The organism is Thioalkalivibrio sp. ALE11 (assembly GCF_000381205.1).
GTDB lineage: Bacteria > Pseudomonadota > Gammaproteobacteria > Ectothiorhodospirales > Ectothiorhodospiraceae > Thioalkalivibrio.
Genome location: NZ_KB906170.1, coordinates 16,630 through 41,784, shown reverse-complemented (window position 1 = coordinate 41,784; position 25,155 = coordinate 16,630). Strand labels below are relative to the sequence as shown.

The 25,155-nt window shown below is 66.9% G+C and carries 25 protein-coding genes; 15 read left to right on the top strand and 10 right to left on the bottom strand.

Features of this window, described 5'->3' with window-relative positions; translation table 11 throughout:
- Nucleotides 1-16: 16 nt before the first annotated feature.
- From hflD to F620_RS0109000, 3 genes are all read right to left on the bottom strand, one after another.
- Nucleotides 17-646: a high frequency lysogenization protein HflD gene (hflD, locus tag F620_RS0109010; protein ID WP_018869388.1), complete on the bottom strand. Its 630-nt coding sequence runs from the start codon at nucleotides 644-646 to the stop codon at nucleotides 17-19.
- Between the two features lie 61 nt (nucleotides 647-707).
- Nucleotides 708-1,829 (bottom strand): tRNA 2-thiouridine(34) synthase MnmA, encoded by a 1,122-nt coding sequence (mnmA, locus tag F620_RS0109005; RefSeq protein ID WP_019570307.1) that lies wholly within the window; start codon nucleotides 1,827-1,829, stop codon nucleotides 708-710.
- Between the two features lie 5 nt (nucleotides 1,830-1,834).
- Nucleotides 1,835-2,317: an NUDIX domain-containing protein gene (locus tag F620_RS0109000; protein WP_019570306.1), complete on the bottom strand. Its 483-nt coding sequence runs from the start codon at nucleotides 2,315-2,317 to the stop codon at nucleotides 1,835-1,837.
- Between the two features lie 100 nt (nucleotides 2,318-2,417).
- Here F620_RS0109000 and icd point away from each other — a divergent pair, with 100 nt between their 5' ends.
- The 3 genes from icd to clpA all read left to right on the top strand — a co-directional run bounded on the left by icd (nucleotide 2,418) and on the right by clpA (nucleotide 6,584).
- Entirely contained in the window at nucleotides 2,418-3,680 is a 1,263-nt protein-coding gene (icd, locus tag F620_RS0108995; RefSeq protein WP_019570305.1) for an NADP-dependent isocitrate dehydrogenase, read from the top strand.
- Nucleotides 3,681-3,975: 295 nt separating this feature from the next.
- Entirely contained in the window at nucleotides 3,976-4,302 is a 327-nt protein-coding gene (gene clpS / locus F620_RS0108990) for an ATP-dependent Clp protease adapter ClpS (RefSeq protein WP_018869392.1), read from the top strand.
- Nucleotides 4,303-4,307: 5 nt separating this feature from the next.
- Nucleotides 4,308-6,584: an ATP-dependent Clp protease ATP-binding subunit ClpA gene (gene clpA / locus F620_RS0108985; protein WP_018869393.1), complete on the top strand. Its 2,277-nt coding sequence runs from the start codon at nucleotides 4,308-4,310 to the stop codon at nucleotides 6,582-6,584.
- A 104-nt stretch (nucleotides 6,585-6,688) separates the two neighbouring features.
- Here clpA and infA read toward each other — a convergent pair whose 3' ends face one another.
- Nucleotides 6,689-6,907, bottom strand: coding sequence for a translation initiation factor IF-1 (infA, locus tag F620_RS0108980; protein WP_018861401.1), 219 nt, complete (start codon nucleotides 6,905-6,907; stop codon nucleotides 6,689-6,691).
- A gap of 183 nt (nucleotides 6,908-7,090) precedes the next feature.
- Here infA and fabD point away from each other — a divergent pair, with 183 nt between their 5' ends.
- The 10 genes from fabD to F620_RS0108930 all read left to right on the top strand — a co-directional run bounded on the left by fabD (nucleotide 7,091) and on the right by F620_RS0108930 (nucleotide 15,735).
- Nucleotides 7,091-8,035: an ACP S-malonyltransferase gene (fabD, locus tag F620_RS0108975; protein WP_081621755.1), complete on the top strand. Its 945-nt coding sequence runs from the start codon at nucleotides 7,091-7,093 to the stop codon at nucleotides 8,033-8,035.
- A gap of 32 nt (nucleotides 8,036-8,067) precedes the next feature.
- The gene (gene fabG / locus F620_RS0108970) at nucleotides 8,068-8,805 is read left to right on the top strand and encodes a 3-oxoacyl-ACP reductase FabG (RefSeq protein WP_019570303.1); all 738 of its coding nucleotides are present in this window, start codon (nucleotides 8,068-8,070) and stop codon (nucleotides 8,803-8,805) included.
- A gap of 115 nt (nucleotides 8,806-8,920) precedes the next feature.
- Nucleotides 8,921-9,160, top strand: a complete 240-nt coding sequence (gene acpP, locus F620_RS0108965) for an acyl carrier protein (protein WP_018869396.1) — start codon at nucleotides 8,921-8,923, stop codon at nucleotides 9,158-9,160.
- 111 nt (nucleotides 9,161-9,271) lie between these two features.
- Nucleotides 9,272-10,492 carry a beta-ketoacyl-ACP synthase II gene (gene fabF, locus F620_RS0108960; protein WP_019570302.1) on the top strand — a complete coding sequence of 407 codons (1,221 nt, stop codon included), beginning with the start codon at nucleotides 9,272-9,274 and terminating at the stop codon, nucleotides 10,490-10,492.
- A gap of 18 nt (nucleotides 10,493-10,510) precedes the next feature.
- The gene (locus F620_RS0108955) at nucleotides 10,511-11,866 is read left to right on the top strand and encodes an aminodeoxychorismate synthase component I (protein WP_019570301.1); all 1,356 of its coding nucleotides are present in this window, start codon (nucleotides 10,511-10,513) and stop codon (nucleotides 11,864-11,866) included.
- The gene (locus tag F620_RS0108950; RefSeq protein WP_019570300.1) at nucleotides 11,863-12,669 is read left to right on the top strand and encodes an aminotransferase class IV; all 807 of its coding nucleotides are present in this window, start codon (nucleotides 11,863-11,865) and stop codon (nucleotides 12,667-12,669) included. The genes F620_RS0108955 and F620_RS0108950 overlap by 4 nt, the downstream gene beginning before the upstream one ends.
- The gene (gene mltG, locus F620_RS0108945; protein ID WP_026300849.1) at nucleotides 12,656-13,699 is read left to right on the top strand and encodes an endolytic transglycosylase MltG; all 1,044 of its coding nucleotides are present in this window, start codon (nucleotides 12,656-12,658) and stop codon (nucleotides 13,697-13,699) included. Before F620_RS0108950 ends, mltG begins: the two co-directional genes overlap by 14 nt.
- Nucleotides 13,699-14,334 (top strand): dTMP kinase, encoded by a 636-nt coding sequence (gene tmk / locus F620_RS0108940; protein ID WP_019022049.1) that lies wholly within the window; start codon nucleotides 13,699-13,701, stop codon nucleotides 14,332-14,334. Before mltG ends, tmk begins: the two co-directional genes overlap by 1 nt.
- Nucleotides 14,331-15,356, top strand: a complete 1,026-nt coding sequence (locus tag F620_RS0108935) for a DNA polymerase III subunit delta' (RefSeq protein ID WP_019570299.1) — start codon at nucleotides 14,331-14,333, stop codon at nucleotides 15,354-15,356. Before tmk ends, F620_RS0108935 begins: the two co-directional genes overlap by 4 nt.
- A 40-nt stretch (nucleotides 15,357-15,396) precedes the next feature.
- Complete coding sequence (locus tag F620_RS0108930; protein ID WP_018869403.1) at nucleotides 15,397-15,735, top strand: PilZ domain-containing protein; 339 nt, start codon at nucleotides 15,397-15,399, stop codon at nucleotides 15,733-15,735.
- 6 nt (nucleotides 15,736-15,741) lie between these two features.
- Here F620_RS0108930 and F620_RS0108925 read toward each other — a convergent pair whose 3' ends face one another.
- A complete protein-coding gene (locus F620_RS0108925) occupies nucleotides 15,742-16,872 on the bottom strand; it encodes an aminotransferase class V-fold PLP-dependent enzyme (protein WP_019570297.1) in 1,131 nt (376 codons plus the stop codon).
- Between the two features lie 267 nt (nucleotides 16,873-17,139).
- On the opposite strand from F620_RS0108925, the gene F620_RS0108920 reads away from it, so the two are divergent.
- Nucleotides 17,140-18,510: a KamA family radical SAM protein gene (locus tag F620_RS0108920; protein ID WP_019570296.1), complete on the top strand. Its 1,371-nt coding sequence runs from the start codon at nucleotides 17,140-17,142 to the stop codon at nucleotides 18,508-18,510.
- A 3-nt stretch (nucleotides 18,511-18,513) separates the two neighbouring features.
- Entirely contained in the window at nucleotides 18,514-19,872 is a 1,359-nt protein-coding gene (locus F620_RS0108915) for an adenosylmethionine--8-amino-7-oxononanoate transaminase (protein ID WP_019570295.1), read from the top strand.
- A gap of 131 nt (nucleotides 19,873-20,003) precedes the next feature.
- On the opposite strand, the gene F620_RS0108910 is transcribed toward F620_RS0108915, so the two are convergent.
- From F620_RS0108910 to uvrB, 5 genes are all read right to left on the bottom strand, one after another.
- Entirely contained in the window at nucleotides 20,004-20,756 is a 753-nt protein-coding gene (locus F620_RS0108910) for an S-methyl-5'-thioinosine phosphorylase (RefSeq protein ID WP_019570294.1), read from the bottom strand.
- Nucleotides 20,757-20,768: 12 nt separating this feature from the next.
- Nucleotides 20,769-21,320, bottom strand: a complete 552-nt coding sequence (locus F620_RS0108905) for a hypoxanthine-guanine phosphoribosyltransferase (RefSeq protein ID WP_018869415.1) — start codon at nucleotides 21,318-21,320, stop codon at nucleotides 20,769-20,771.
- Nucleotides 21,321-21,451: 131 nt separating this feature from the next.
- Complete coding sequence (locus F620_RS0108900; RefSeq protein WP_019570293.1) at nucleotides 21,452-21,820, bottom strand: DsrE/DsrF/DrsH-like family protein; 369 nt, start codon at nucleotides 21,818-21,820, stop codon at nucleotides 21,452-21,454.
- Between the two features lie 129 nt (nucleotides 21,821-21,949).
- Nucleotides 21,950-22,993, bottom strand: coding sequence for a beta-N-acetylhexosaminidase (gene nagZ, locus F620_RS0108895; RefSeq protein WP_019570292.1), 1,044 nt, complete (start codon nucleotides 22,991-22,993; stop codon nucleotides 21,950-21,952).
- Between the two features lie 41 nt (nucleotides 22,994-23,034).
- Nucleotides 23,035-25,116 carry an excinuclease ABC subunit UvrB gene (gene uvrB / locus F620_RS0108890; RefSeq protein WP_051081243.1) on the bottom strand — a complete coding sequence of 694 codons (2,082 nt, stop codon included), beginning with the start codon at nucleotides 25,114-25,116 and terminating at the stop codon, nucleotides 23,035-23,037.
- Nucleotides 25,117-25,155 lie beyond the last annotated feature (39 nt).

Below are 25,155 nucleotides of genomic sequence, written 5' to 3'. Positions count from 1 at the left end.
GATGCGTCCATCCGATTCAGGTGTTGAGACGTTGAAGAATGCGGTCGGCCTCGTTCATCAGGCGCTTGCGCCCGAACAGGAGCTTCCAGCGCGAGCCGCCGGCCTGGCGCCAGAGTACGGCGCCGCGGATGCCGGCCAGGAGCAGCGCGCGAATGCGGGCCGCGGTATCCGGGTTGGATAGATTGTTCTGTTCGCCCTGAACGATGATGCGGGGGCCGAGCTCGGAGATGGTCTCCTTGTAGATCTCGCCCAGCCGCGAGATTACGCTCTCGTGGGTCAGGGTGAAGTAGTCCACCTGACGCTGGGCGCCCTGCAGGCCGTCGGCCAGCTGCTGCATCATGTCGCCGCGCTTTTGCAGCTTGCGCTCGAGAAAGATCAGCCCCACCGCATAGCGGGTGATCTCCATGTCCGGCGGCTTGCCGCCGCTTTCCAGCTGGGTCCGTACGCGTTCCAGCCCGGTACGCAGGCTGACTTCGCCGCGATAGATCTCCTCGGGCGTGGTCGAGTCGAAGGCGAACAGGCTTCCGATCAGGACCTCCAGCTCGTATTCGTCGCAGGAGCCTCGCCAGGCCAGGTCCTTGACCAGGCTCGCGGCCTGGAAGATGGCCGCCAGTGCCAGGGTGCGGTTGTGGTCGCTGCGCTCCAAGCCGTGTCCGTCCGGGTCTGGGTATCAGGGGAGGCACTATACCGGAAACCGCCCTCCGGACTCATGCCCCGGCGGCCGCCGGGGTGTCCGCGGACAGGGTGCGGCGTGTGGCAATCACGCCGCCCCCCAGGCAGGTGCCGTCGCGATAGAACACGATGGACTGGCCGGGCGTGGCCGCACGCTGCGGCTGATCGAAGACCACGCGTGCGCGCCCGTCCGCCTCCGGGTGGACCCGACAGTCCTGCAGCGGCTGGCGATGACGCAGACGCGCCTGCAGGGTTTCCCCGTGGGCCGGACGATGGTGGATCCAGTGCACGGGTTCGGTCGTCAGCTCCGGGCTCATCAGCAGCGGATGGGCCGAATCCTGCGCCACGATCAGCCGGTTGCCCGCGAGGTCCTTGTCGACCACGTACCACGGGGCGTCGGCCGCGCCATCGACCCCGCCGATGCCCAGCCCCTGGCGCTGGCCGAGGGTGTAGAACATCAGTCCGTGATGCCGCGCGATTGCCCGACCGTCCGGCGTGCAGATGTCGCCCTCGCTGCCCTCGAGATAACGGGCGAGGAACTCGCGGAACGGGCGCTCGCCGATGAAACAGATGCCGGTGGAATCCTTGCGCGCGTGATTGGGCAGGCCGTGCTCGTATGCCAGCTCGCGCACCCGTTCCTTGGGCAGGTCGCCCAGCGGGAAGCGGGCCGGGCGGAGCTGCGTCTGATCCAGGGCGTGCAGGAAATAGGTCTGGTCCTTGTTGGCGTCCGCGGCGAGTCGCAGTTCGCTGTGGTCGGGGCCGTGCCAGGCGCGGGCGTAGTGTCCGGTGGCGATGGCGTCGGCGCCCAGTGCCTGCGCCTGCTCGAGAAAGGCGCGGAACTTGATCTCGCGGTTGCATAGGATGTCCGGGTTGGGGGTGCGGCCGGCGCGGTACTCGTGCAGAAAGTGGTTGAAGACCCGCTGGCGATAATCCTCCGCGAAGTTTGCCTTGTGCAACGGGATCTCCAGCGTGGCCGCGACCTCGCGGGCCATCGCGTAGTCGTCCTCGGCCGCGCACTGGCCGTCGGTATCGTCGTCTTCCCAGTTCTTCATGAACAGGCCCTCCACGCGGTGGCCGGCTTCCACCAGGCGCAGGGCGGCGACGGCCGAGTCCACGCCGCCGGAGAGCCCGACGATGATGCGTTCACTGGTGGCCATGCGGCTCATTCCTCGGGGCGTGCGGGGGCGGGCCGCACGTTGTCGACGAGTTCGCCGGCGGATTCCAGCGGCAGGCGCAGACCCGATTCCCAGCGTCGCAGGCTGCGGGCCACCAGCGGGCTGCGCAGGGGGTGATCGTTCAGCGCGGTGGCGGCTTCCAGCCAGTGGGTGGCGAGGATTGCGGGGTCGCGGCGGATCGGCTGCGCCGGTGTCGACACCGTGCCGGTGAAGGCCACGCGCAGGATGACCGCGCCGTCGGCCAGACGCAGCAGGTCGCAGCCCAGCGAGTGCTGCGGGGTGAATTCGAGGGCCGTCTCTTCGCGGACCTCGCGCCGCACCGCGGCGATCAGGTCCTCGTCCGGGTCGAGATGGCCCGCGGGCTGATTGAGAACGCGCAGGCCCGCATCCTCTTCCTCGACAAACAGGAAGCGGCCTCGATCCTCGATGACCGCGGCGACGGTGATATGGCAGCGCAGGCGTTCATTCATGACGCAATGATACCCGCCGCCCGGCGGCGAAGGCCACGGAGGCCATGTATAATCGGCGGCATCCAAATCCCAATGACACGGCGCTGCAAAAGGAGTCTTCATGGCGTACCAGCACATTCGCATCCCGGAGAAAGGCCAACCCATCGAGGTGGGCAAGGACGGCGGCCTAGTGGTGCCCGACCACCCGGTGATCCCCTATATCGAGGGGGACGGCATCGGCGTGGACATCACCCCGGTGATGCGCCGGGTGACGGATGCGGCGGTGGAGAAGGCCTATGGCGGCCAGAAGGCGATCGAGTGGATGGAAGTCTATGCCGGCGAGAAGGCCACGCAGGTCTACGACGATGACTCCGGTCTGCCCGATGAGACGCTGGATGCGGTGCGCGAGTACAAGGTTTCGATCAAGGGCCCGCTGACCACTCCGGTGGGCGGCGGCTTCCGTTCGCTGAACGTGGCGCTGCGGCAGAAGCTGGATCTGTATGTCTGTCTGCGTCCGGTGCGCTACTACCAGGGCACGCCCAGCCCGCTGAAGGAGCCGGAAAAGACCGACATGGTGATCTTCCGCGAGAACTCGGAGGATATCTACGCCGGCATCGAGTTCGAATCCGGCACGCCCGAGGCGAAAAAGCTGATCGGCTTCCTGCAGGACGAGATGGGCGTGCGCGAGATCCGTTTCCCGGATACCGCCGGCATTGGCGTGAAGCCGGTCTCCAGCGAGGGCACGAAGCGCCTCGTGCGCCAGGCCATCCAGTACGCGATCGACAATGACCGCCCGTCGGTGACCCTGGTGCACAAGGGCAACATCATGAAATTCACCGAGGGCTCCTTCAAGGCCTGGGGCTACGAGCTGGCGCGCGAGGAATTCGGTGCCGAGGACCTCGACGGTGGCCCGTGGCAGGTGTTCCGGAACCCGAAGACCGGTCGCGAGATCGTAATCAAGGACGTCATCGCGGATGCCTTCCTGCAGCAGATCCTGCTGCGCCCGGAGGACTACTCGGTGATCGCCACCCTGAACCTGAACGGGGACTATATCTCCGACGCCCTGGCTGCCCAGGTCGGCGGGATCGGCATCGCCCCCGGGGCCAACATCTCGGACACCACCGCGATGTTCGAGGCCACGCACGGTACCGCGCCCAAGTATGCCGGCCAGGACAAGGTCAATCCGGGCTCGCTGGTGCTGTCGGCCGAGATGATGCTGCGCCACCTGGGCTGGACCGAGGCGGCGGATCTCGTGGTGCGCGGCATGGAGGGCGCGATCGCCGCCGGCGAGGTGACGTATGACTTTGCGCGGCTGATGGACGGGGTGGAACCGATCGCCTGCTCCGCCTTCGGCGAGGCGATGATCCGCCACATGGACGACTGAACGACCCGGGCGCAGGCAGCCAGTGGAGATGCAGCCTGTGGGAGGCCAGCCTGTGGTGGGAGGCCAGCCTGTGGTGGGAGGCCTGCCCCTGTGGGAGCGCAGCCCTCTGCGCGATGAGGCATGACCGATCGGCCAAGGGGCTGGCCTCCCACAGGGGCAGGGCCTCCCGCAGGGGCAGGCCTCCCGCGCCATGCGGACACTTGGCAAGCGCCGGGAACCGTTCGATGATGTCAGGACTCTACAGAAATGAACACGCGGTGCCCGAGGGCGCCACGAGTGCGAGCTGGACCGAGAAATGAGTGACGACAAGCCCCGCCAACCCGATCACGACGATTCCGTTGCGGTCGACGAATCGAGGCCGGAACTCAAGCCGCCACGGCAGTACAAGGTCGTGTTGAACAACGACGACTACACGCCGATGGAATTCGTGGTGGAGGTCCTGGAGACCTTCTTCGGCATGGATCGCGAGAAGGCCACCCGGGTGATGCTGCAGGTGCATACCCGGGGCAAGGGCGTGTGCGGCATCTATACCCGCGATGTCGCCGAGACCAAGGTGGCCCAGGTGAATGAATACGCCCGGAGCCATCAGCACCCACTGCTATGCTCGATGGAGGAGGCCTGACCCCCATGCTCGACAAGGAACTCGAATTCAGTCTGAACCTGGTCTTCAAGGAGGCCCGCGAGAAACGCCACGAGTTCGTGACCGTGGAGCACTTGCTGATGGCCCTGGCCCAGAACCCCAGTGCAGCCACCGTACTGCGTGCCTGCGGTGCGGATCTTGACCGGATCCGCGACGAACTGGAGGCCTACATCGACGAAAACACCCCGCGGATCCCGCCGAACGACACGCGCGAGACCCAGCCGACCCTCGGTTTTCAGCGGGTCCTGCAGCGCGCGGTGTTCCACGTGCAGTCCAGTGGTCGCAAGGAGGTCTCCGGGGCCAACGTCCTGGTGGCGCTGTTCGGCGAGCAGGACAGTCAGGCGCTGTACGTGCTGGGCCAGCAGAACATCTCGCGTCTGGACGTGGTCAACTTCATTTCCCACGGTATCTCGAAGGTCGGCGAGGACGAGCTCGGCCAGATTCACCAGGAGCAGGCGGAGGAATCCTCCGAGCAGCAGGGCGAGACGGTGACCGAAGAAAAGACCAACGCGCTGCAGCTGTACGCGACCAACCTCAACGAGAAGGCGCGCAATGACGAGATCGACCCGCTGATCGGGCGGGACCACGAGATCGAGCGCACCATCCAGATCCTCTGCCGGCGGCGCAAGAACAACCCGCTGCTGGTGGGCGAGGCCGGGGTCGGCAAGACCGCGATCGCCGAGGGGCTGGCGCGGCGTGTGGTCGATGGCCAGGTGCCGGAAGCGATCGAGGAAGCCACGGTCTATGCCCTGGACCTGGGCGCGCTGGTGGCCGGAACCAAGTATCGCGGCGACTTCGAAAAACGCCTGAAAGGGGTGCTCGCCCAGCTCAAGAAGGAACCCGCCGCGGTCCTGTTCATCGACGAGATCCATACCATCATCGGGGCCGGTGCCGCGTCCGGCGGGGTAATGGATGCCTCGAACCTGATCAAGCCGATGCTGGCCTCCGGTGAGCTCAAGTGCATCGGTTCGACCACCTATCAGGAGTATCGCGGGATCTTCGAAAAGGACCGCGCACTGGCGCGGCGTTTCCAGAAGATCGAGGTACCCGAGCCCACGGTGGATGAAACTTATCAGATCCTGCGAGGGCTCAAGTCGCGTTTCGAGTCGCACCACAACGTGCGCTTTACCAAGCCGGCGCTGCAGGCTGCGGCGGAGCTGTCGGACCGCTACATCACCGATCGCTTCCTGCCGGACAAGGCGATCGACCTGATCGACGAGGCCGGTGCCAGTCGCCAGCTGCTGCCGGTGAGCCAGCGCAAGAAGACCATCGGCGTGCAGGACATCGAGAACATCGTGGCCAAGATCGCGCGCATCCCGCCGAAATCGGTGTCCAGCACCGACAAGGAGACCCTGCGCAACCTGGAACGCAACCTGAAGATGACGGTGTTCGGTCAGGACGAGGCGATCGGCACCCTGAGCACGGCCATCAAGATGTCGCGTTCCGGCCTGGGTGACCAGGACAAGCCGATCGGTTCCTTCCTGTTCGCCGGTCCGACCGGTGTCGGCAAGACCGAGGTCACGCGTCAGCTGGCCCAGCAGATGGGTATCCATCTGGCCCGCTTCGACATGTCCGAATACATGGAGCGCCACACGGTCTCGCGGCTGATCGGTGCGCCGCCGGGTTATGTCGGCTACGACGAGGGCGGCCTGCTGACGGATGCCATCCTCAAGCATCCGCATTCGGTGCTGTTGCTGGACGAGATCGAAAAGGCGCACCCGGACGTGTTCAACGTGCTGCTGCAGGTGATGGACCACGGCACGCTGACCGACGCCAACGGGCGGGAAGTGGATTTCCGCAACGTGATCCTGGTGATGACCACCAACGCCGGTGCCGAAGCGGCTTCGCGGCCGTCGGTGGGCTTCACGCGCAAGGATCACTCCACCGACGCGATGGAGGCCATCAAGCGGACCTTCACCCCGGAATTCCGCAACCGTCTGGATGCCACCATCCAGTTCGGCCCGCTGGACGAGGCGACCATCCTGAACGTGGTCGACAAGTTCCTCACCCAGCTCCAGGCCCAGCTGGACGAGAAGAAGGTGACCCTGACGGTGGAATCCGAGGCGCGCGCCTGGCTGGCCGAACACGGCTACGACGCCCAGATGGGTGCGCGGCCGATGGGACGGACCATCCAGGAGCACATCAAGAAGCCGCTGGCGGACGAACTCCTGTTCGGCAAGCTGGCGCAGGGTGGCGAAGTGACCGTGCGCCTGGGCGAGGACGGCCTCGAGATGGACATCCACGAACCCGCCGTCTCTTCCTGACCCGACCGCGACCGGGACACTGCGAGCCTGTGGTGTCCCTCACGAAAAAGGCCGGCACCCCTCGGGGCGCCGGCCTTTTGCATGCCGGAGAGACTGTGGCGCGCTTACTTGTTGCGGTAGACGATGCGACCCTTGCTCAGGTCGTAGGGCGTCATCTGCACGATGACCTTGTCGCCGCGCAGGATCCGGATATAGTGCTTGCGCATCTTCCCGGAGATGTGCGCGGTGATCGTGTGCCCGTTCTCGAGCTCCACCCGGAAGGTGGTGTTGGGGAGCGTCTCGACGACCGTTCCTTCGAGCTCGATTTCGTCTTCCTTCGCCATGCAGTTCCTCGCGTAATGAGTCAGGGTTGCGACATTATGCGGATGCGTGGACGGAACTCAAGGGAAACCCCCTGTTTTTCGTTTTACGGATACGGTGCCGGTCGCGTTTCGGGGTTTGCCGGGGGCGGCGTCAGCGCCTAAACTACGCCCGCTTTCTCATCCAGTGAATTTCGGACACGAACCATGACAGTTTCCTGGGCAGCGGTTTTTCCGGGACAGGGGTCCCAGTCGGTGGGCATGCTCGCCGATGTCGGCGATGATTTCGCCGTGGTACGCGATACCTTTCAGGAAGCCTCGGACTGCCTGGATGCCGACCTGTGGAGCCTGGTACAGCACGGACCGGCGGAACAGCTCGACGAGACCCGCTGGACCCAGCCGGTGATGCTGGCGGCCGGCGTGGCCTGCTGGCGGATGCTGCGTGAACAGGGGGTGCCGGAGCCCATGGCGGTGGCCGGCCACAGCCTGGGCGAGTACAGCGCCCTGGTCGCGGCCGGGGCCCTGCGGTTTCGGGATGCGGTGAGTCTGGTCGCCGAGCGCGCCCGGGCCATGCAGGACGCCGTGCCCGCAGGGGAGGGAGCCATGGCCGCGATCCTCGGCCTGGAGGATGCCGACGTGATCGGCCTGTGCGAGGCACAGGCCGACGGTGACACTCTGGAGGCGGTGAACTTCAATGCGCCGGGACAGGTGGTGATCGCCGGCACGGCCGGGGCCGTGGACCGCGCGGTGTCGGCGGCGCGCGATGCGGGCGCCAAACGGGCGCTGAAGCTGCCGGTCTCGGTCCCCTCCCACTGTGCGTTGATGCGCCCGGCGGCCGAACGTTTGCAGGCGGCGCTGGACACCGCCGAATTCCGTGCCCCGCAGATCCCCGTGTGGCAGAACGCGACCGCCGAACCGGCGAGCGATGTGGACAGCCTCAAGGCCCGTCTGGCGGAGCAGCTGTACCGCCCGGTGCGCTGGGTGGAAACCGTGCAGGGGCTGCGCGATGCGGGCGCCGGCGTGCAGGTGGAATGTGGTCCCGGTCGGGTGCTGACCGGGCTGGCGAAACGCATCGACCGTTCGATTGATCATCCGGACGTGGCCGATCGGGCCACGCTGGAAAGCGTTCGTGACCGGCTGACCGCCGGCTGACCGCCCATTTCCCAACAGCAAGGAAACCGTTGATGTCGGAAAACCAACGAATCGCTCTCGTGACCGGGGCGAGCCGCGGCATTGGCGCGGCCATCGCCCGCCGTCTGGCGGAACAGGGCATGCAGGTGGTGGGCACCGCCACCAGTGACGCCGGCGCCGGCCGGATCTCGGAGGCCCTGGCCCCCTGGGGTGGCCGCGGGGTCGCCATGGACGTCACCGATGCCGAATCGGTCAGGACCGCGCTGGAGGACATTCAGGCGACCGAGGGCGCCATGGAGGTACTGGTGAACAACGCCGGCATCACCCGCGACAACCTGTTCATGCGCCTGAAGGACGAGGACTGGGATGCGGTGATCGACACCAACCTCACCGCGGCCGCCCGGCTCACGCAGAAAGTGATCAAGGGCATGATGAAGGCCCGCCGCGGGCGGGTGGTGCTGATCGGCTCGGTGGTCGGGACGGCCGGGAATGCCGGACAGACCAACTACGCCGCGGCCAAGGCCGGGCTGGCCGGCTTCGCCCGCTCCCTGGCGCGCGAGGTGGGCGCCCGCAACATCACCGTCAACACCGTGGCCCCCGGGTTCATCGACACCGACATGACGCGCGAGCTGGACGAGGCGACGCGCGAACGGCTGCTGGGCGAGATCCCGCTGGGCCGGCTGGGTGATGCCGAAGAAGTGGCCGCGGCGGTGGGCTTTCTGGCGTCCGACGAGGCCGGGTACATTACCGGCGAGACCCTGCACGTCAATGGCGGCATGTTCATGCACTGAGCCACGGGCCCGTTACGCGGAGCCCTCCGCCGGGGTTGTGGATCACGGCGGTGCTTTTCAATAGAATGGCGGACCTTTACCGGACCCGCCTCATATCCAAGGGGATGTTTCAACCATGAGCAGCATTGAAGAACGCGTCAAGAAAATCGTTGTCGAGCAGCTGGGAGTCAAGGAAGAGGATGTCACGAACGCCGCCGCTTTCGTCGACGATCTGGGCGCGGACTCGCTTGACACCGTCGAACTCGTGATGGCGCTCGAGGAGGAATTCGAAACGGAAATCCCCGACGAGCAGGCCGAAAAGATCACCACCGTGCAGCAGGCGATCGACTACATCAACGAGCACGCCAAGGACTGATCCGGTCCATGGTCGCGGCGATGGGGTGCGCGCCCGCGCCGGGCGCCCCCTTTTCGTCGTCTGCGTGCAGCCGTCTTTCGAGGGAGAACATCATTGGCTAAGCGACGTGTTGTGGTCACCGGCCTCGGCATCGTGTCCCCGGTCGGATCCACCATCGACCAGGCCTGGTCCAGCATCAAGGCCGGGAAGAGCGGGATCACGCCCATCGAAGTGTTCGATGCCTCGGACATGCCGGTCAAGATTTCCGGCGCGGTGCGAGACTTCAATGCCAATGACTATGTCCCGGTCAAGGACCAGAAGAAGATGGACACGTTTGTCATCTATGGTCTGGCGGCGGGGCTCCAGGCCCTGGATGATTCCGGTCTGTCCGCGGACAGTTCCGATCCGGAGCGGATCGGTGTCGCGATCGGTTCCGGCATCGGGGGACTGCCCTACATCGAGCGTTCCTACGGTGCCTACCTGAAGGGCGGGGCCCGCAAGATCTCTCCGTTCTTCGTGCCCAGTGCCATCATCAATATGGTGGCGGGGAATCTCTCCATCATGCGGGGACTGGAGGGGCCGAACATCTCCATCGTCTCCGCCTGCGCCACCGGCACCCACAACATCGGCGACGCCGCGCGCATGATCGCCTATGGCGATGTCGACGCGATGGTTGCAGGCGGGGCCGAGATGGCCACCACGCCGCTGGGCATTGGCGGCTTTGCCGCGGCGCGCGCGCTGTCGACCCGCAACGACGACCCCGCCCGCGCCTCGCGGCCATGGGACGCCGACCGGGACGGTTTCGTACTCAGTGACGGGGCCGGGGTCATGGTCCTTGAGGAGTACGAGCACGCGAAGGCCCGCGGTGCGAACATCTACTGCGAAATCGCCGGGTTTGCCTGGAATTCCGATGCCCACCACATGACCCAGCCGGTCGAGGACGGCAGCGGGGCATCCAAGTGCATGGTGCGGGCGATGAAGGACGCGGGCGCTGAGGCGGAGGAAGTGGGGTACGTGAACGCCCACGGGACCTCCACCCCGGCCGGGGATCTGGCCGAGACGCAGGGGCTCAAGCGGACCTTCGGCGATCATGCGAAGAACCTGCTGGTCAATTCGACCAAATCCATGACCGGGCACCTGCTGGGTGCCGCCGGCGGCATCGAGGGTGTGTTTACCGCGCTGGCCCTGCGTGATCAAGTCTCGCCGCCAACCATCAACCTGGACAACCCGGGCGAAGGCTGCGATCTGGATTATGTCGCGAACGAGGCCCGTGACATGAACACCCGCGTGGCCCTGTCCAACTCCTTCGGATTCGGCGGCACCAACGGAACCCTGGTGTTCCGCGCCATCTGACGCCGGCCTCGCGCGGGCATGGCCGTCGAAAGGCTGCCCTCGGGGATCGATCTGGCGGTCCTCGCAGGGCGTTTCCCCCAGCGTTATCCGCATCTGCTGGAGTCGGCCCTGATCGGACAGGCGCCGGCGCGCTTTTCCATCCTGTTTGCGTTCCCCGGGCGCACGCTGGACGCCGGCGATGGCGACGCATTGCTGTCGGCGGCCGATGTCGATCTGGGGTCTCCGCCGACGGCGTACACGCCGGCCCCCGAACATGCCCACCTGCCGTTCTTCGGGGGCTGGTTCCTGTATGTGGGCTACGAATTCGCCTGGTACCTGGAACCGGCGCTGGGACACTGCGCACCGGATCCGTGGTTGCCGACGGCCGTTGCGACGCGGTTTCCCGCCGCGCTGATCCGCGATCATCACGAAGGGGTCACCTGGTGGGTGGATGCCGGGGATGATCGCGCGCGACGCGAGCAGCTGGAGGCCGATCTGGCGGTGGTGGCGGCGGATGCCGCGGCGGGCCCGGGTGGCGTCCACCTGCCGGCGCTGCAGATCGAGGAGGACGATCCCGAATATTACCGCGCGGCGGTGCGCGGGGCGCTGGAGTACATCCGCGCCGGGGATACCTTCCAGGCCAACCTGTCACGCGAATGGCACGCGCGTGCGAACCGGCCCCTGGATACCGGCGAGCTCTATCGGCGCCTGCGGGGTGCCAACGCTGCGCCGTTCGCGGCCTGGCTGCGGCTGCCGGGAGCGGAGGTGATCAGCTCCTCGCCGGAACGCCTGGTGTCGGCGCAGGACGGTGTGGCCGAAACCCGGCCGATCGCCGGGACCCGCAGGCGCGATCCGGATGCGCGGGCCGATCGTGAGCTGTATGGCGAACTGGAGGTCAACCTCAAGGAGCGCGCCGAGCACGTCATGCTGGTGGACCTGGAACGCAACGATCTGGGTCGTGTGGCACGCACTGGCAGCGTGCGGGTCGCCGAGCTGATGACCATCGAGAGCTACCGCCGGGTCCATCACATCGTCTCCAGCATCACGGCCCGGCTGCGGCCGGGGACGCGCGCGGAACAACTGCTGCGCGCGACCTTCCCGGGCGGGACGATCACCGGATGCCCCAAGATCCGCTCCATGCAGGTGATCCAGGAACTGGAAGGCCGTGTGCCGCGCGGCGCCTACACCGGATCCTGTGGTTATGTCAGTGATCATGGTCGCATGGATACCAATATCCTGATCCGTACCCTGGTGGTTCGGGGTCGGGAACTGCGTTTTCGCGCCGGTGCCGGGATCGTCGCCGATTCGGACCCCGACCAGGAGCTGGAAGAGACGCGGCACAAGGCGCGCGGGCTCCTGGATGCACTGGGTGCCGATGTGGAGCGCGCGGGGTGAGTCGGGCGAACGGTGGTTCCGGATCGGAGGTGACGGCCGACGATCGCGGCCTGCTGCTGGGCGACGGGCTGTTCGAGACGGTGCTGGTACGTCAGGGGCATGCCTGCCTGTGGCCCCGGCATCGGGCGCGCCTCGAGCTGGGGCTGCAGCGCCTCGGCTTTCCCGCACAGGACCCGGAACGGTTGCGCGAAGAAATCGAGGCGGCGGCGGGGCCCGGGGAACGGCTGGTGCGTCTGACGCTGACCCGGGGCCGCGGCCCGCGGGGCTATGCACCTCCGGAGCAGCCGTTGGTCACCCGGCTGGTCAGTGCCGGGCCGGAGCTGTCGCGTCCGGACCCGGCGGAGGCGACGCCGCTGCGCATCGGGTTTTCGACGATACCGGCCAGCGTCAATCCGGCCCTCGGCGGGATCAAGCACCTGGGACGCCTGGAAAACGTGCTGGCGCGCATGCACTGGCGCGAGGGCGAGGACGAGGCGATCCTGGAGGACGCGGTCGGCCGGATTACCTGTGCAACGCAGGGGAACCTGTGGTTGCGCGAGGGGACTCACCTCGTGACACCGCCGGTCGACGAGGCCGGAATCGCCGGCACGCGGCGTGCCTGGGTGCTGGAAAACGCCGAGGCATTCGGCGTCAGCACCGAGGTCGCCTGGCCGACGTACGAGCGTCTGGAGGCCGCCGACGGACTGTATGTAAGCAACGCGCGGCTGGGGCTGGCCGCGGGCGTGTTGATCGGGGGCGGGGCGGCGAGGACCGAGCCTGCGGCCCTGCAGGCGCTCAGGAGGGCACTGCATGAAGCGGATTAGGAAGATCATGGCGGTGACGGGCGTGCTGACGCTCGTTGCGATCGTGGCCGCGGCGCTGTGGCTGGCCGACTGGTATCGGGGCCAGCTGGAACGGCCACTGGCACTGGAGGAGTCGCAGCGCTTCGAGCTGCAGCCGGGGACCGGGTTGCGCAGCCTCAGCCGGGAGTTCGAACGCCGCGGCTGGGTGGAGTCGGCGCGGGTGGTCGAGGTGTATGCGCGGCGACAGGGTGTGGCGGGCCGGCTCCAGGCCGGCGAGTACGCGGTGGATGCCGGGATGACCCCGGCGGAACTGGTCCAGGCCATGGCACGTGGCGACGTGGTCCGGCACCGTCTGACACTGCCGGAAGGCTGGACCGTGCGCCAGGCACTCGCTGCGGTGCGCGGGCATGATGAACTGGACCCGCCGGCGGAGTCGGTAGGGGTCCATAATCTGCCGGATGTTCTGGGCCTCGACGACATCGAGCATCCCGAAGGCTGGTTCCTGCCGGATACCTATTTCTTCGGCTCCGGGACCGACTCGCTGGACGTCCTGCGGCGTGGCCACGAGGCAATGCGGGCCACGCTGGATGCGGCCTGGGCGGGGCGTTCCGAGGATCTGCCGCTGGAGGATCCGTACGAGCTGCTGATCCTGGCCTCGATCGTGGAACGCGAGACCGGGCGCGGCGACGAGCGTGATCGGGTGGCGGCCGTGTTCGTGAATCGCCTGCGCGAGGGGATGCGGCTGCAGACCGATCCCACGCTGCTGTATGTGCAGGAGACCGGCGTGCAACGACTGACGGGCGCGGAGCTGGAGCGGGATCATCCGTACAACACCTATACCCGGCCAGGGCTTCCGCCGACGCCCATCGCACTGCCGGGCCGGGCCGCCATCGAAGCGGCCGCGCGGCCGGCGGACACCCGGGAGTTCTTTTTTGTCTCGCGCAATGATGGAAGCCACCATTTTTCCGAGACCTATCGCGAACATCGCGAGGCCGTGATTCGCTATCAGCTGGATGGCGACGCGAGCCGCTACGGCCGAAGGGGACGTTGATGACGGGGCAATTCCTGACCCTCGAGGGCATCGAAGGGGCCGGCAAGACCACCCAGATGGGAACCCTGGTCGAGGCACTGGAGGCGGCCGGCCAGCGGGTGTGCGCGACCCGCGAGCCCGGGGGCACCGGGCTGGGCGAACGCCTGCGCGGCCTGTTGCTGGATCCGGACCTGCCGGAGATGATCCCTGAAGCGGAGCTGTTGCTGATGTTCGCGGCGCGCGCGCAGCATCTCGCCGAAGTGATCCGCCCGGCCCTGGATGCGGGACAGTGGGTGGTCAGCGACCGTTTTACCGATGCGAGCTTTGCCTACCAGGGCGGCGGGCGCGGTCTGGGCGACACTCGGGTTGCAGCACTGGAGGACTGGGTGCAGGGCGATCTGCGCCCGGATCTGGTGATCCTGCTCGACATCGACCCGGCAACCGGACTGCAGCGGGCCGTGCAGCGGGGACGTCGGGACCGCATCGAGCGCGAGGCAGAGGAATTTTTCGAACGTGCCCGCGCGGCTTACCGGCGCCGGGCCGATGCAGAACCGCAGCGCTACCTGGTGGTGGATGCCTCGGCGGATGCCGCCACCGTGGCACAGCGGATGCTCGAGGGGCTGCGCTGCCGCGGTCTGCTGGAGGCGTCCACGTGAACGAGCCGGGCGCGGTGCCGCCGTGGCTCGCGCAGCCCTGGGAGACGCTGGTGCAGCGTGCGGCGGCCGGGCATCTGCCCGGTGGCCTGCTGGTCACCGGCGCCGAGGGCGTGGGCAAGGGCCTGCTGGTTACGGCCCTGCTCCAGCGCCTGTTCTGCGAACGGGCTGCGGGCACGCAGCCGGCCTGCGGGGAATGTGGCGGGTGCCGCAGTTTTGTCGGGGGCGTGCATCCGGAGCTGCACGACGTGATGCCGCCGGAGTCGGGCAAGGAAATCCCGGTGGATGCCGTGCGCGAAGCCGGTGAATTCCTGGCTCTCAGCGGCTCCGGTGACTGGCGCGTGCTGCGGCTGCATCCGGCGGATGCCATGAACGCGAGTGCGGCGAATGCGCTGCTCAAGACCCTGGAAGAGCCCCCGGCGGGCGGGCTGATCGTTCTCGAGAGCGCGCGACCCTCGGCCCTGCCGGCCACCATTCGCAGCCGCTGCCAGGATCTGCATCTTCCGGCTCCGGATCTCGAAGCCGCACGTGACTGGCTGGCCGCCGGCGCGTCGGAGCCTGCGGCGGTGGACGAGGCCTGGGCGGCCAGCCTCGGGCGCCCGGTGGTTGCGGCCGAACTCCTGGCGGATCCCGAGCGTCACGCCGCCTGGCGACAGGAACGTGAGGCCCTCGCGGAACTCTTGCAGGCTCGCGAGCTGCATTCGGCGGTCACGCAGCTGGCGCGCTGCAACCTGGAGACCCTGCTGCCGCGCTGGCAGGCCCTGCTGCTGTCGGCCCAGCGCTGGCTGGCGAGTGGCGAGGTGGATCGATTCGGCGCGCAGTTCCCGCAGGACCGGCTGCAGGCCTTCGCCCGCGAGCGCGGGGCGCGGGGACTGGCCTCGCTGGTCCAGGAATCGCGGCGCTGGCAGCGCCGGGCGCGTGCGCAGCTGAACCCGCAGCTCCGGCTGGAAGACATGGCGGCGGCCATGCTGGCGCAGACGACGGCGGGGCGGCTGGCATCCCGGGGGCGCTCCGGGGCATACTGAGCGCCGCTGCAAAAACCACTGTGGAAATCGGGGAGGGCTCATGGCCGGGCAAGGGATGCTGACCTTGGCAATCAAGGAAAAACCCGCGCTGTATGCGGCGTACATGCCCTTTGTGAGCAACGGCGGGCTGTTCATTCCTACCGACAAGTCGTACAAGCTGGGCGATCAGGTCTTCCTGCTGCTGTCCCTGCTGGACGACGGCGATCGCCTGCCAACGCCCTGTACGGTGGTGTGGATCACCCCGCCACGGGCCCAGGGCAACCGCCTGCGCGGTATCGGAGTCCAGTTCAACACCTCCGACAAGGGGCAGACCCGCCGCCGGATCGAGGATCACCTGGGCGGCATGCTCAATTCGGACCGCAAGACTCACACCTTCTGAACGGCCTTACCGGCCCGGAAGCGCCTCGCGCAGTCCCTCCACCGCGCGGTCCAGGTCCGCGGTCTCGTGGTAGAAATGCGGGGAGAAACGGATCCCGCCGCCACGCATGGCGCACAGGATGCCATCCGCCTGCAGCCGGTGGTAAACGGTCTCCAGCGAGGTGTCCCCCAGCAGCCCTGCGGAGGGCCGGAAGGTCAGGATGCCGGCGCGGCGGTGGCGGGCACTGAGGATTTCGCAGCCCAGCCCGCGCAGGCGATCCTCGAGATGCAGCCAGTGCTCCCGGATCTCTTCGTCCACCCGGTCCATGCCGGTTTCCAGCAATAGTGACAGACTGCCGTGGAGCGCCTGGATGCCCAGCATGTTGGGGCTGCCGGGCTCGAAACGCCGGGCGCCGGGCGAGGGCGTCAGCGCGGGATTGTCGAAGTCCCCGGCGTGCTCGAGCATGTGCCAGCCGTATTCGTTCAGCTCCAGGCGGTCACGGACCTCGGGATTGACGTAGAACAGACCGATGCCCTCCGGCGCGAGCATCCATTTGTGCGCGTCGGCCATCACGAAATCGGCGCGGCATCCCGGCGCGTCAAAGGGCAGGGCGCCCAGATGCTGAATGGCGTCCACGCAGAAGAGAATGCCGCGTCCGTGGAGCTCGTTGCCGAGGAACTGCACGTCCATGCGCAGGCCCGAGTCATAGCGCACCGCACTCGCGGACACCAGAGCCGTGGCATGGTCGCAGGCCCTGAGCAGATCCAGCTCGGGTTCCTCGCCGATGGCGATTTCCCGAACCTCCAGGTCGTAACGTTCGGCAGCGGCGTGCCATACCACGCGGTTGGAGGGAAACTCCCCCTCGGGAATCACGATGTTCTGCCCCGATCGCCAGGGCAGACCGAAGGCCACCATGGACAGCGCCTCCGAGGTGTTCTTCACGAAGGCCACGTCTTCCGCTTCGGGGGCACCGATCAGTTGCCGCGCCAGCTCCCGAGTGGCGCTGATGGTTTCCAGCCAGCGTCCATAACCCCGCGAGCCGTGATGCAGGTTCTCGCGGGCGAAGGCCTCGACCGCTTCGGCGGTGCGCCGGGGCCACGGTCCGACCGCGGCATGGTTGAGGTGGATGATGTCCTCATGGGGGAATTCCGGGTGCATGACGCCCTCCTTTCAGGTTCGGCGAGGGTAACCCACACTGCCGCAGGGGTGGTAACCTGAGAGTCACGCGAAATCTCTTGTCCGCCCGCAAGGTGCTTGATAACGTACGCGTCGCTGTTTCCCTGACGCCGCTCACCACCGAGGCGGCAGCCCTCGCCCCGAAGGCCCGCCGTGTGACCGCCTCGGTCCCGAAGTAACCGTAATTCCCACGATCGCGACGGCCCGGAGGGGCGGAGCGGGCGCATCGACCGTCGACAGGAGGCACGGATGAATTCCGTTCTCAAGTTCTACCAGGACCCGGAAGCCGGCTCGATCGAGCCGCGCGAGTTCCAGGTCTACAACGATCGCAACCTGGACCGGATCGAGGCCCTCGAGCTTGTCCCCGAGGCCATGCGTTTCGACATGCGCGTGGTGGCCAGCGTGCTGCCATTCCGGATCAACGAGTACGTGATCGACGAATTGATCGACTGGGACAATATCCCGGACGACCCGATGTTCCAGCTGACTTTCCCGCAGCGGGAGATGCTCTCCCCGGAGGCCTACGAGCGGATGGCCGCGCTGCATCGCCGCGGGGCCGGGCGCAAGGAGATCGCGGCCCTGGCGAAGGAACTGCGGGATGAACTGAATCCGCATCCGGCCGGCCAGATGGAACTGAACCGGCCCAGCGAGGATGACGGCGAGGTCATGAACGGCCTGCAGCACAAGTATCGCGAGACGGTGCTGTTCTTCCCCAGTCAGGGGCAGACCTGCCATTCGTACTGCACCTTCTGCTTCCGCTGGGCCCAGTTCGTGGGGGACAAGGAACTGCGTATTGCCTCCACCGATGCCGGTCTGCTGCACCAGTACCTGCGTGAGCACCCGGCGATCTCCGATCTGCTGATGACCGGCGGCGATCCGATGGTCATGAAAACCAGGAATCTGCGCGGCTATCTCGAAGCCCTGCTGGAACCCGGGCTGGAGCACGTCCAGACGGTACGCATCGGGACCAAGGCGCTGTCCTTCTGGCCCTACCGTTTCGTGACCGAAAGCGATGCCGATGACTTGCTGCGGCTGCTGGAACAGCTGGTCGAGGGCGGCAAGCACGTGGCACTGATGGCGCATTACAACCATCCCAACGAGCTGCGTACCCCGATCGCCCGCGAGGCGATCCGCCGGGTGCGTGACACCGGCGCCGAGATCCGTGCCCAGGGGCCGCTTCTGCGCCACATCAATGACGATCCGCAGGCCTGGGCCGATCTGTGGCGCGAACAGGTGCGCCTCGGGATCATTCCGTACTACATGTTCGTGGAGCGCGACACCGGCGCGCGGCGCTATTTCGAGGTTCCGCTGGCGCGCGCCTGGGAGATCTATCGCGAGGCGATGCAGCAGGTCTCGGGGCTGGCGCGCACCGCGCGCGGGCCGTCCATGAGCGCCGATCCGGGCAAGGTCGAGATCCAGGGGGTCACCGAGATCCACGGCGAGAAGGTCTTCGTGCTGCGCTTCATCCAGGGCCGCAACCCGGACTGGGTGCAGCGCCCGTTCTTCGCCCGTTACGACGAGAACGCCACCTGGCTGAACCAGCTGAAACCGGCCTTCGGTGAAGAGAAGTTCTTCTTCGAGGACGAATTCGAGGCGATGAAGGCCGGCCACGGGGTCTGATCCATGAGCAATGAAGACGTGCGCCGGCGCGACCTGCGGGCCCTGTGGCACCCCTGTACCCAGATGAAGGATTACGGGGAGGAGGGCACGCTGCCCCTGCTGCCGATCGAGCGGGGCGAGGGTGTGTGGCTGTACGACTTCGACGGCAACCGTTACCTCGACGCGATCAGCTCCTGGTGGGTGAACCTGTTCGGTCACGCCAATCCGCGCATCAACGACGCGCTCAAGGAGCAAGTCGACCGCCTGGAGCACGTAATCCTGGCCGGCTGCACCCATGAGCCGGTGGTGGAGCTGAGCGAGCGTCTGATCGACATCACTCCGGCAGGGCTCGACCGGGTGTTCCTGGCCGACAACGGCTCGGCCGGCGTGGAAGCCGCGCTCAAGATGAGCTTCCACTACTGGCGCAATGTCGGCCAGCCGCAGAAGACCCGCTTCATCGGGGTCTCCAACGCCTATCACGGCGAGACCATCGGCGCCCTGTCGGTCAGTGACGTGCCGCTCTACCGGCATACCTACGAGCCGCTGATGCTGGACGTGATCAACGTCCCGGGGCCCGACTGCTTCCACCGCGAGCCGGGCGAGGACTGCGCCGATGTGGCTCGCCGCCAGTTCGCGCACATGGAACGGGCCCTGGAACGCCACGCCCACGAGGTGGCCGCGGTCATCATCGAGCCGCTGGTGCAGTGCGCCGGTCACATGCGCATGTTCGACCCGGAATACCTGCGCCTGCTGCGCGACGCCTGCGACCGCCATGGCGTGCACCTGATCGCCGACGAGATCGCGGTGGGCTTCGGCCGTACCGGGCCCCTGTTCGCCTGCGAGCAGGGACCGATCACGCCCGACTTCCTGTGCCTGTCCAAGGGCCTGACCGGCGGTTATCTGCCGATGGCCGCGCTGCTGACCACCGATACGGTCTATCAGGCGTTCTACGACGATTACGAAAAGCTCAACATGTTCCTGCACTCGCATTCCTACACCGGGAACCCGCTGGCGTGCCGGGCCGCGCTGGCCACGCTGGACATCTTCGAGTCCGAACCGGTGCTGGAGCGCAATCGCGAGCTGGCCGCGCACATTGCACGGCGCCTGGAACCGCTCAACGATCACCCGCACGTGGCCGACGTGCGCCAGCACGGCATGATCGCCGCGGTCGAGCTGGTGCAGGACAAGGCCAGCCGGACCCCGTATCCGTGGCAGGAGCGGCGGGGCCTCGATATCTATCGCCACGGTCTGACCCGCGGGGCGCTGCTGCGCCCGCTGGGCAACGTCTCCTATCTCATGCCCCCCTACGTGATCACCGAGGAGCAGATCGACTTACTCGTGGAGGTCATGGGCGAGGGCATCGACATCGCCACCCGCGACTGACGACACGGCGCGTAATCAGCGTATCGCGTCAACCGATTCCTTCCTGTGTCCATATAATGTCGCATAATGGATATTATGTTAAATAAAGTAACGGACCTGGAAAGGCCCTGGCTTGGAGGCCTCTCCTTCACTCACTTCAGGGTTGCGATGACCCGGGCCAGGAGCTGCTTGACCTGCTCCATGCCGGTTTCCAGGTTACGGCCGATTTCGTCCATCGTGATCTCGCCGCCGCTGCGCCCTGCGGCACGGTTGGCAATCACCGCACACGCTGCATAGCTCAGGCCCAGCTCCCGCGCCAGGGCCGTTTCCGGCATGCCGGTCATGCCCACCAGGTCGCAGCCGTCGCGCTCCATGCGATCGATCTCCGCGGCGGTTTCCAGGCGTGGCCCCTGAGTGGCGCCATAGGTGCCCTGCTCGCAAATCGGCAGGTCCAGTTCACGGGCCGCTTCCAGGAGCCTCCGGCGAACTTCGGGACAGTACGGCCAGGTCATGTCCACGTGGGTCACTTCATCGAGATGGCCACCTTCGAAATAAGTGTTCGCACGCGACCAGGTGTAATCGATGATCTGGTCCGGGATCGCGAGTCGCCCGGGCTGCATGCACTCGCCGATGCCGCCGACGGCGGCCACTGCGATCGCCGTTTCCACGCCGGTGTTATGCAGCGCCCAGATGTTGGCGCGATAGTTCACCTGGTGCGGCGGGATGGTGTGTCGCGCCCCGTGGCGCGGGAGAAAGACCGTTTCGATGCCGTTCAGACGCCCGAACACCAGGGGTCCGGAGGGTTCGCCGTACGGCGTATGCATGACCCGGCGGTGGGTGATCTCCAGGTCCTTCAGTCGGGTCAGTCCGGTGCCGCCAATGATGGCCAGTCGGGGTGCGGTCATGGCACGCGTCCTTCAGTGGTCGGCCACGGCAAAGATGCCGGGCGCGTTGCGCAGGTAATCCTGATAATCCATGCCGTAACCGAACAGATACCGGTTCGGTGCTTCCAGTGCGGCATGGTCGACGGTGATCGAGGGGTCTCGCTCGGGGTTGGCCTTGTCCACCAGCACGATGGTCACCACGCGACGGGCGCCCTGCTCCTGGCAGAAGCTCTGGATACCGGCCAGGGTGATGCCGCCGTCGAGGATGTCGTCGACGATGACGACGGTGCGTCCCTGCATGGACTGGTGCGGGAGGGACAGCCAGTGCAGTTGTTCTTCGCCGCGGGTGGCCCCGCGATAGCGGGTGGCGTGCAGGTAGTCCACCTGCATCGGGAAGGACCAGCGTGTGAGCAGGCCGCCCAGCAGCACGACCCCGCCGTTCATCACGCCCAGCACCAGCGGATTCTCGTCCGCCAGTTCCCTTGCGGTGCGTTCGGCCAGGCGGTCGATGGCGGTTTCCACCGCGTCGCGGCTGTAGAGGCAGTCGGCGTCGCGCAGCGTGGCTCGTGCCTGTTCGGGATTCATGCGGGCCCCCGGGGTTCATCTGGGGCCGGGTCGGTGAGCCCGGCCTGGCGGCGCGGCGAATGCCCCGCCCCGAAACAGAACCGGCCGGCACAGGGGCCGGCCGGTCGTTCGACGGATTCCGTCGCTTCGCCTCAGTAGTTGAAGGTGACGGTGTCGTCGTCCATCGCCTCGGAGATCACGTAGGCACCGCCCACGGTCTCGTCCACTTCGTCGATCAGGTCGTTGCCCCACAGGTCCAGCGTCGGGGTGCAGACCTTCATCACGACGCCGGCTTCGTGGGCATCCTTGATGAAGTCGTAGACGCTCTTGCTGCTGCCTTCCTGCACGAACAGGTTTTCCGCCACGCCCTTCTTGGCCAGTTCACCGGCCCGGCCGGTCATCACGACTTCGACGTCGTATTCCATGGCGGCGGCCACGGTCGCCTGGAAAAACGGGGCGCCGAGTTCGGACGGATTGTTCGGGTCGGTGTTGACCATGACGATCATGAGCTTATCGGCCATGACGATTCTCCATCATTGTGGGATTGGTTAACTATATTATTAGCAGCTCAGTGTCGAACCGGTGGCGCATTATAGGCGGGTCGGAAGCGCGGCGCCAACGGTGCTTGCGGCACAAGGTCGCGAAGGGGGTCATGCCCCGCCACTGCCCGCCTTCAGCCAGGCATGCAACTGGGCCTGCAATGCCGTGCGATGTTGCACATCGTCCGCCACCGCGCGCGCGTGCATGCGCCGGAGGCGAGCCCGGGTATCGGCGTCCTGGCGGTGGTCGGCGAGGTGATCGAGGATGACGTCCGCCTCGTCCGGCCGATTGCAGATCAGAATCATGTCGCAGCCGGCCTCCAGCGCCGCGTCGGCCCGCTCCGCGGGCGAACCCATCTGTTCGGCACCGGCCATGGCCAGGTCGTCGGAAAAGATCGCGCCCTGAAAACCGATCCGGCCGCGCAGGATGTCCTGCAGCCAGGTGCGCGAGAACCCGGCCGGTCGGTCGTCCACCGCGGGATACACCACGTGGGCCGGCATCATTCCCTCGAGGTGGCCGGCCAGCGGCCGGAACGCCTCGATGTCGCTGGCCTCGATCTCGGCCAGCGGGCGCGGGTCCTCCGGCACCGCGACATGCGAATCGGCGGCCACCGCGCCGTGTCCGGGAAAGTGCTTGCCCACCGAGGCCATGCCGGCCACCGTCAGGCCGCGCACGAACGCAAGCCCCAGATCGGCGATCACCGCGGGATCGTAATGAAACGCCCGATCGCCAATCACCTCGCTGATCTCGAGATCGCGGTCGAGGACCGGCGCGAAACTGAAGTCGATCCCCACCGCCTGCAGCTCCAGCGCCAGCAGCTCGCCCGCCCCGCGCGCCAGCTCGCGTGCCCGCGCCGGCACCTGATCGTGCAGGTGGCCGAGACTGCGCATCGGCGGGAAGCGGGTGAAGCCCTCGCGCAGACGCTGCACCCGCCCTCCTTCCTGGTCCACCGCGATCAGCAGTTCCGGGCGCAGGCGGCGCATGTCTGCGGTCAGGGCTTCGACCTGTTCCGGGCCGTGTACGTTGCGGTCGAACAGGATCACCCCGCCGGTCGCGGGGTGCTGCAGGCGTTCGCGGTCTTCCGCCTTCAGTTCGGGTCCGGACACGTCGAGCATGACCGGACCCGGCGGACGGGGATCGGGCTGGTAGCGCATAAGAGGGAGCAGTCCCGCTTCAGAGGGGGTTCAGGGGTGCGTCAGGATAGCGAAGCCTCGGGCAGAAAGGCGAGCGCCTTGAGCTTCTCGATACGGTCGCGCAGGCGCGCCGCCTCCTCGAATTCCAGATCGCGCGCCTTCTGGAACATCTCCTGTTCCAGGCGCTCGATCTCGCGGGCGGCATTCTCCGGCGCGTCGACGTAGTCGGCGGCCTCTTCGGCCACCTTCCTGTCCGCGTCCTTGCGCCCGCCGGACTTGCGCCGGGTGCCGGGCGCGGCCTGCCCCGCCTCGAGGATGTCGGCCACGCTCTTGCGGATCCCCTCGGGGGTAATCCCGTGGGCCTCGTTGTGCTCGATCTGGCGGGCGCGGCGACGTTCCGTCTCGTCGATCGCACGGCGCATCGAGCCGGTGATGGTGTCCGCGTACAGGATGGCCTTGCCCCGCACGTTGCGCGCCGCGCGGCCGATCGTCTGGATCAGCGAGCGGTCGGAGCGCAGGAAGCCCTCCTTGTCGGCGTCGAAGATCGCCACCAGCGAGACCTCGGGCATGTCCAGGCCCTCGCGCAGCAGGTTGATCCCCACCAGCACGTCGAATTCGCCCAGACGCAGGTCGCGGATGATCTCCATACGCTCGACCGTGTCGATGTCCGAGTGCAGGTAGCGCACGCGCACGCCGTGTTCCGACAGGTAGTCGGTCAGGTCCTCGGCCATGCGCTTGGTCAGCGTGGTGATCAGGGTCCGTTCGTCGCGCTCCACCCGGTCGCGGATCTCGGACAGGCAGTCGTCCACCTGGGTGGCCACCGGGCGCACCTCCAGTTCCGGGTCCAGCAGCCCGGTGGGCCGCACCACCTGGTCGATGATGGCGCCGGCGTGTTCGCGCTCGTACGGCCCCGGCGTGGCCGAGACGTGGATGGTCTGCGGCATCAGCTGTTCGAATTCCTCGAAGCGCAGCGGGCGGTTGTCCAGCGCCGACGGCAGGCGGAAGCCGTACTCCACCAGGGTCTCCTTGCGCGAACGGTCGCCCTTGAACATCCCGCCCACCTGCGGCACCGACACGTGGGACTCGTCGATCACCAGCAACGCATCCTCCGGCAGGTAGTCGAAAAACGTCGGCGGCGGTTCGCCCGGCGCACGTCCGGAAAGATACCGCGAGTAGTTTTCAATCCCGTTGCAGTAGCCGATCTCCAGGATCATCTCCAGATCGAACTGGGTGCGCTGCTCCAGCCGCTGCGCCTCCACCAGGCGGTTCTCCTGGCGCAGGAAGTCCAGCCGTTCCTTCAGCTCGTCGCGGATCTGGTCCACCGCCTCCAGCAGGGTCTCGCGCGGGGTCACGTAGTGGGTCTTGGGATAGATCGTCAGGCGCGGCACCGTGTTCAGCACCTCGCCGGTCAGCGGGTCAAAATACGATAGCCGCTCGATCTCGTCGTCGAACAGCTCGACGCGCACCGCCTCGCGCTCGGATTCCGCCGGATGGATGTCGATCACCTCGCCGCGCACCCGGTAGGTCGCGCGGCGCAGCTCGGTATCGTTGCGGGTGTACTGCAGCTCCGCCAGGCGGCGCAGCAGATCGCGCTGGTCGATGCGCTCGCCGCGCTTGAGGTGCAGCACCATCGAGAGATACTTGCGCGGATCGCCCAGACCGTAGATCGCCGACACCGAGGCGACGATGATCGCATCGCGCCGCTCCAGCAGTGCACGCGTGGCCGAAAGGCGCATCTGCTCGATATGGTCGTTGATCGACGCGTCCTTCTCGATATACGTATCCGAGGACGGGACATAGGCCTCCGGCTGGTAGTAGTCGTAATACGAAACGAAATACTCCACCGCGTTATTGGGGAAGAACTCCTTGAACTCGCCGTAGAGCTGCGCGGCCAGCGTCTTGTTGGGCGCCAGCACGATCGTCGGGCGCTGCAGGTTCTCCACCACGTTGGCGATGGTGAAGGTCTTGCCCGACCCGGTCACCCCCAGCAGCACCTGATGTGCGAGGCCGTCCTCGATGCCCTGAGTGAGCTCGCGGATCGCCTGCGGCTGGTCACCCGCCGGCTGGTACTGCGACACCACCCGGAATGCCCGGTCTTCATGTTCCGTCAAACGCTTATCCTCCGCGTCCGATTTCAGTATCATTTCGGGCCGCGATGCGGCCGGCCCGCCCGACCGCGCGAC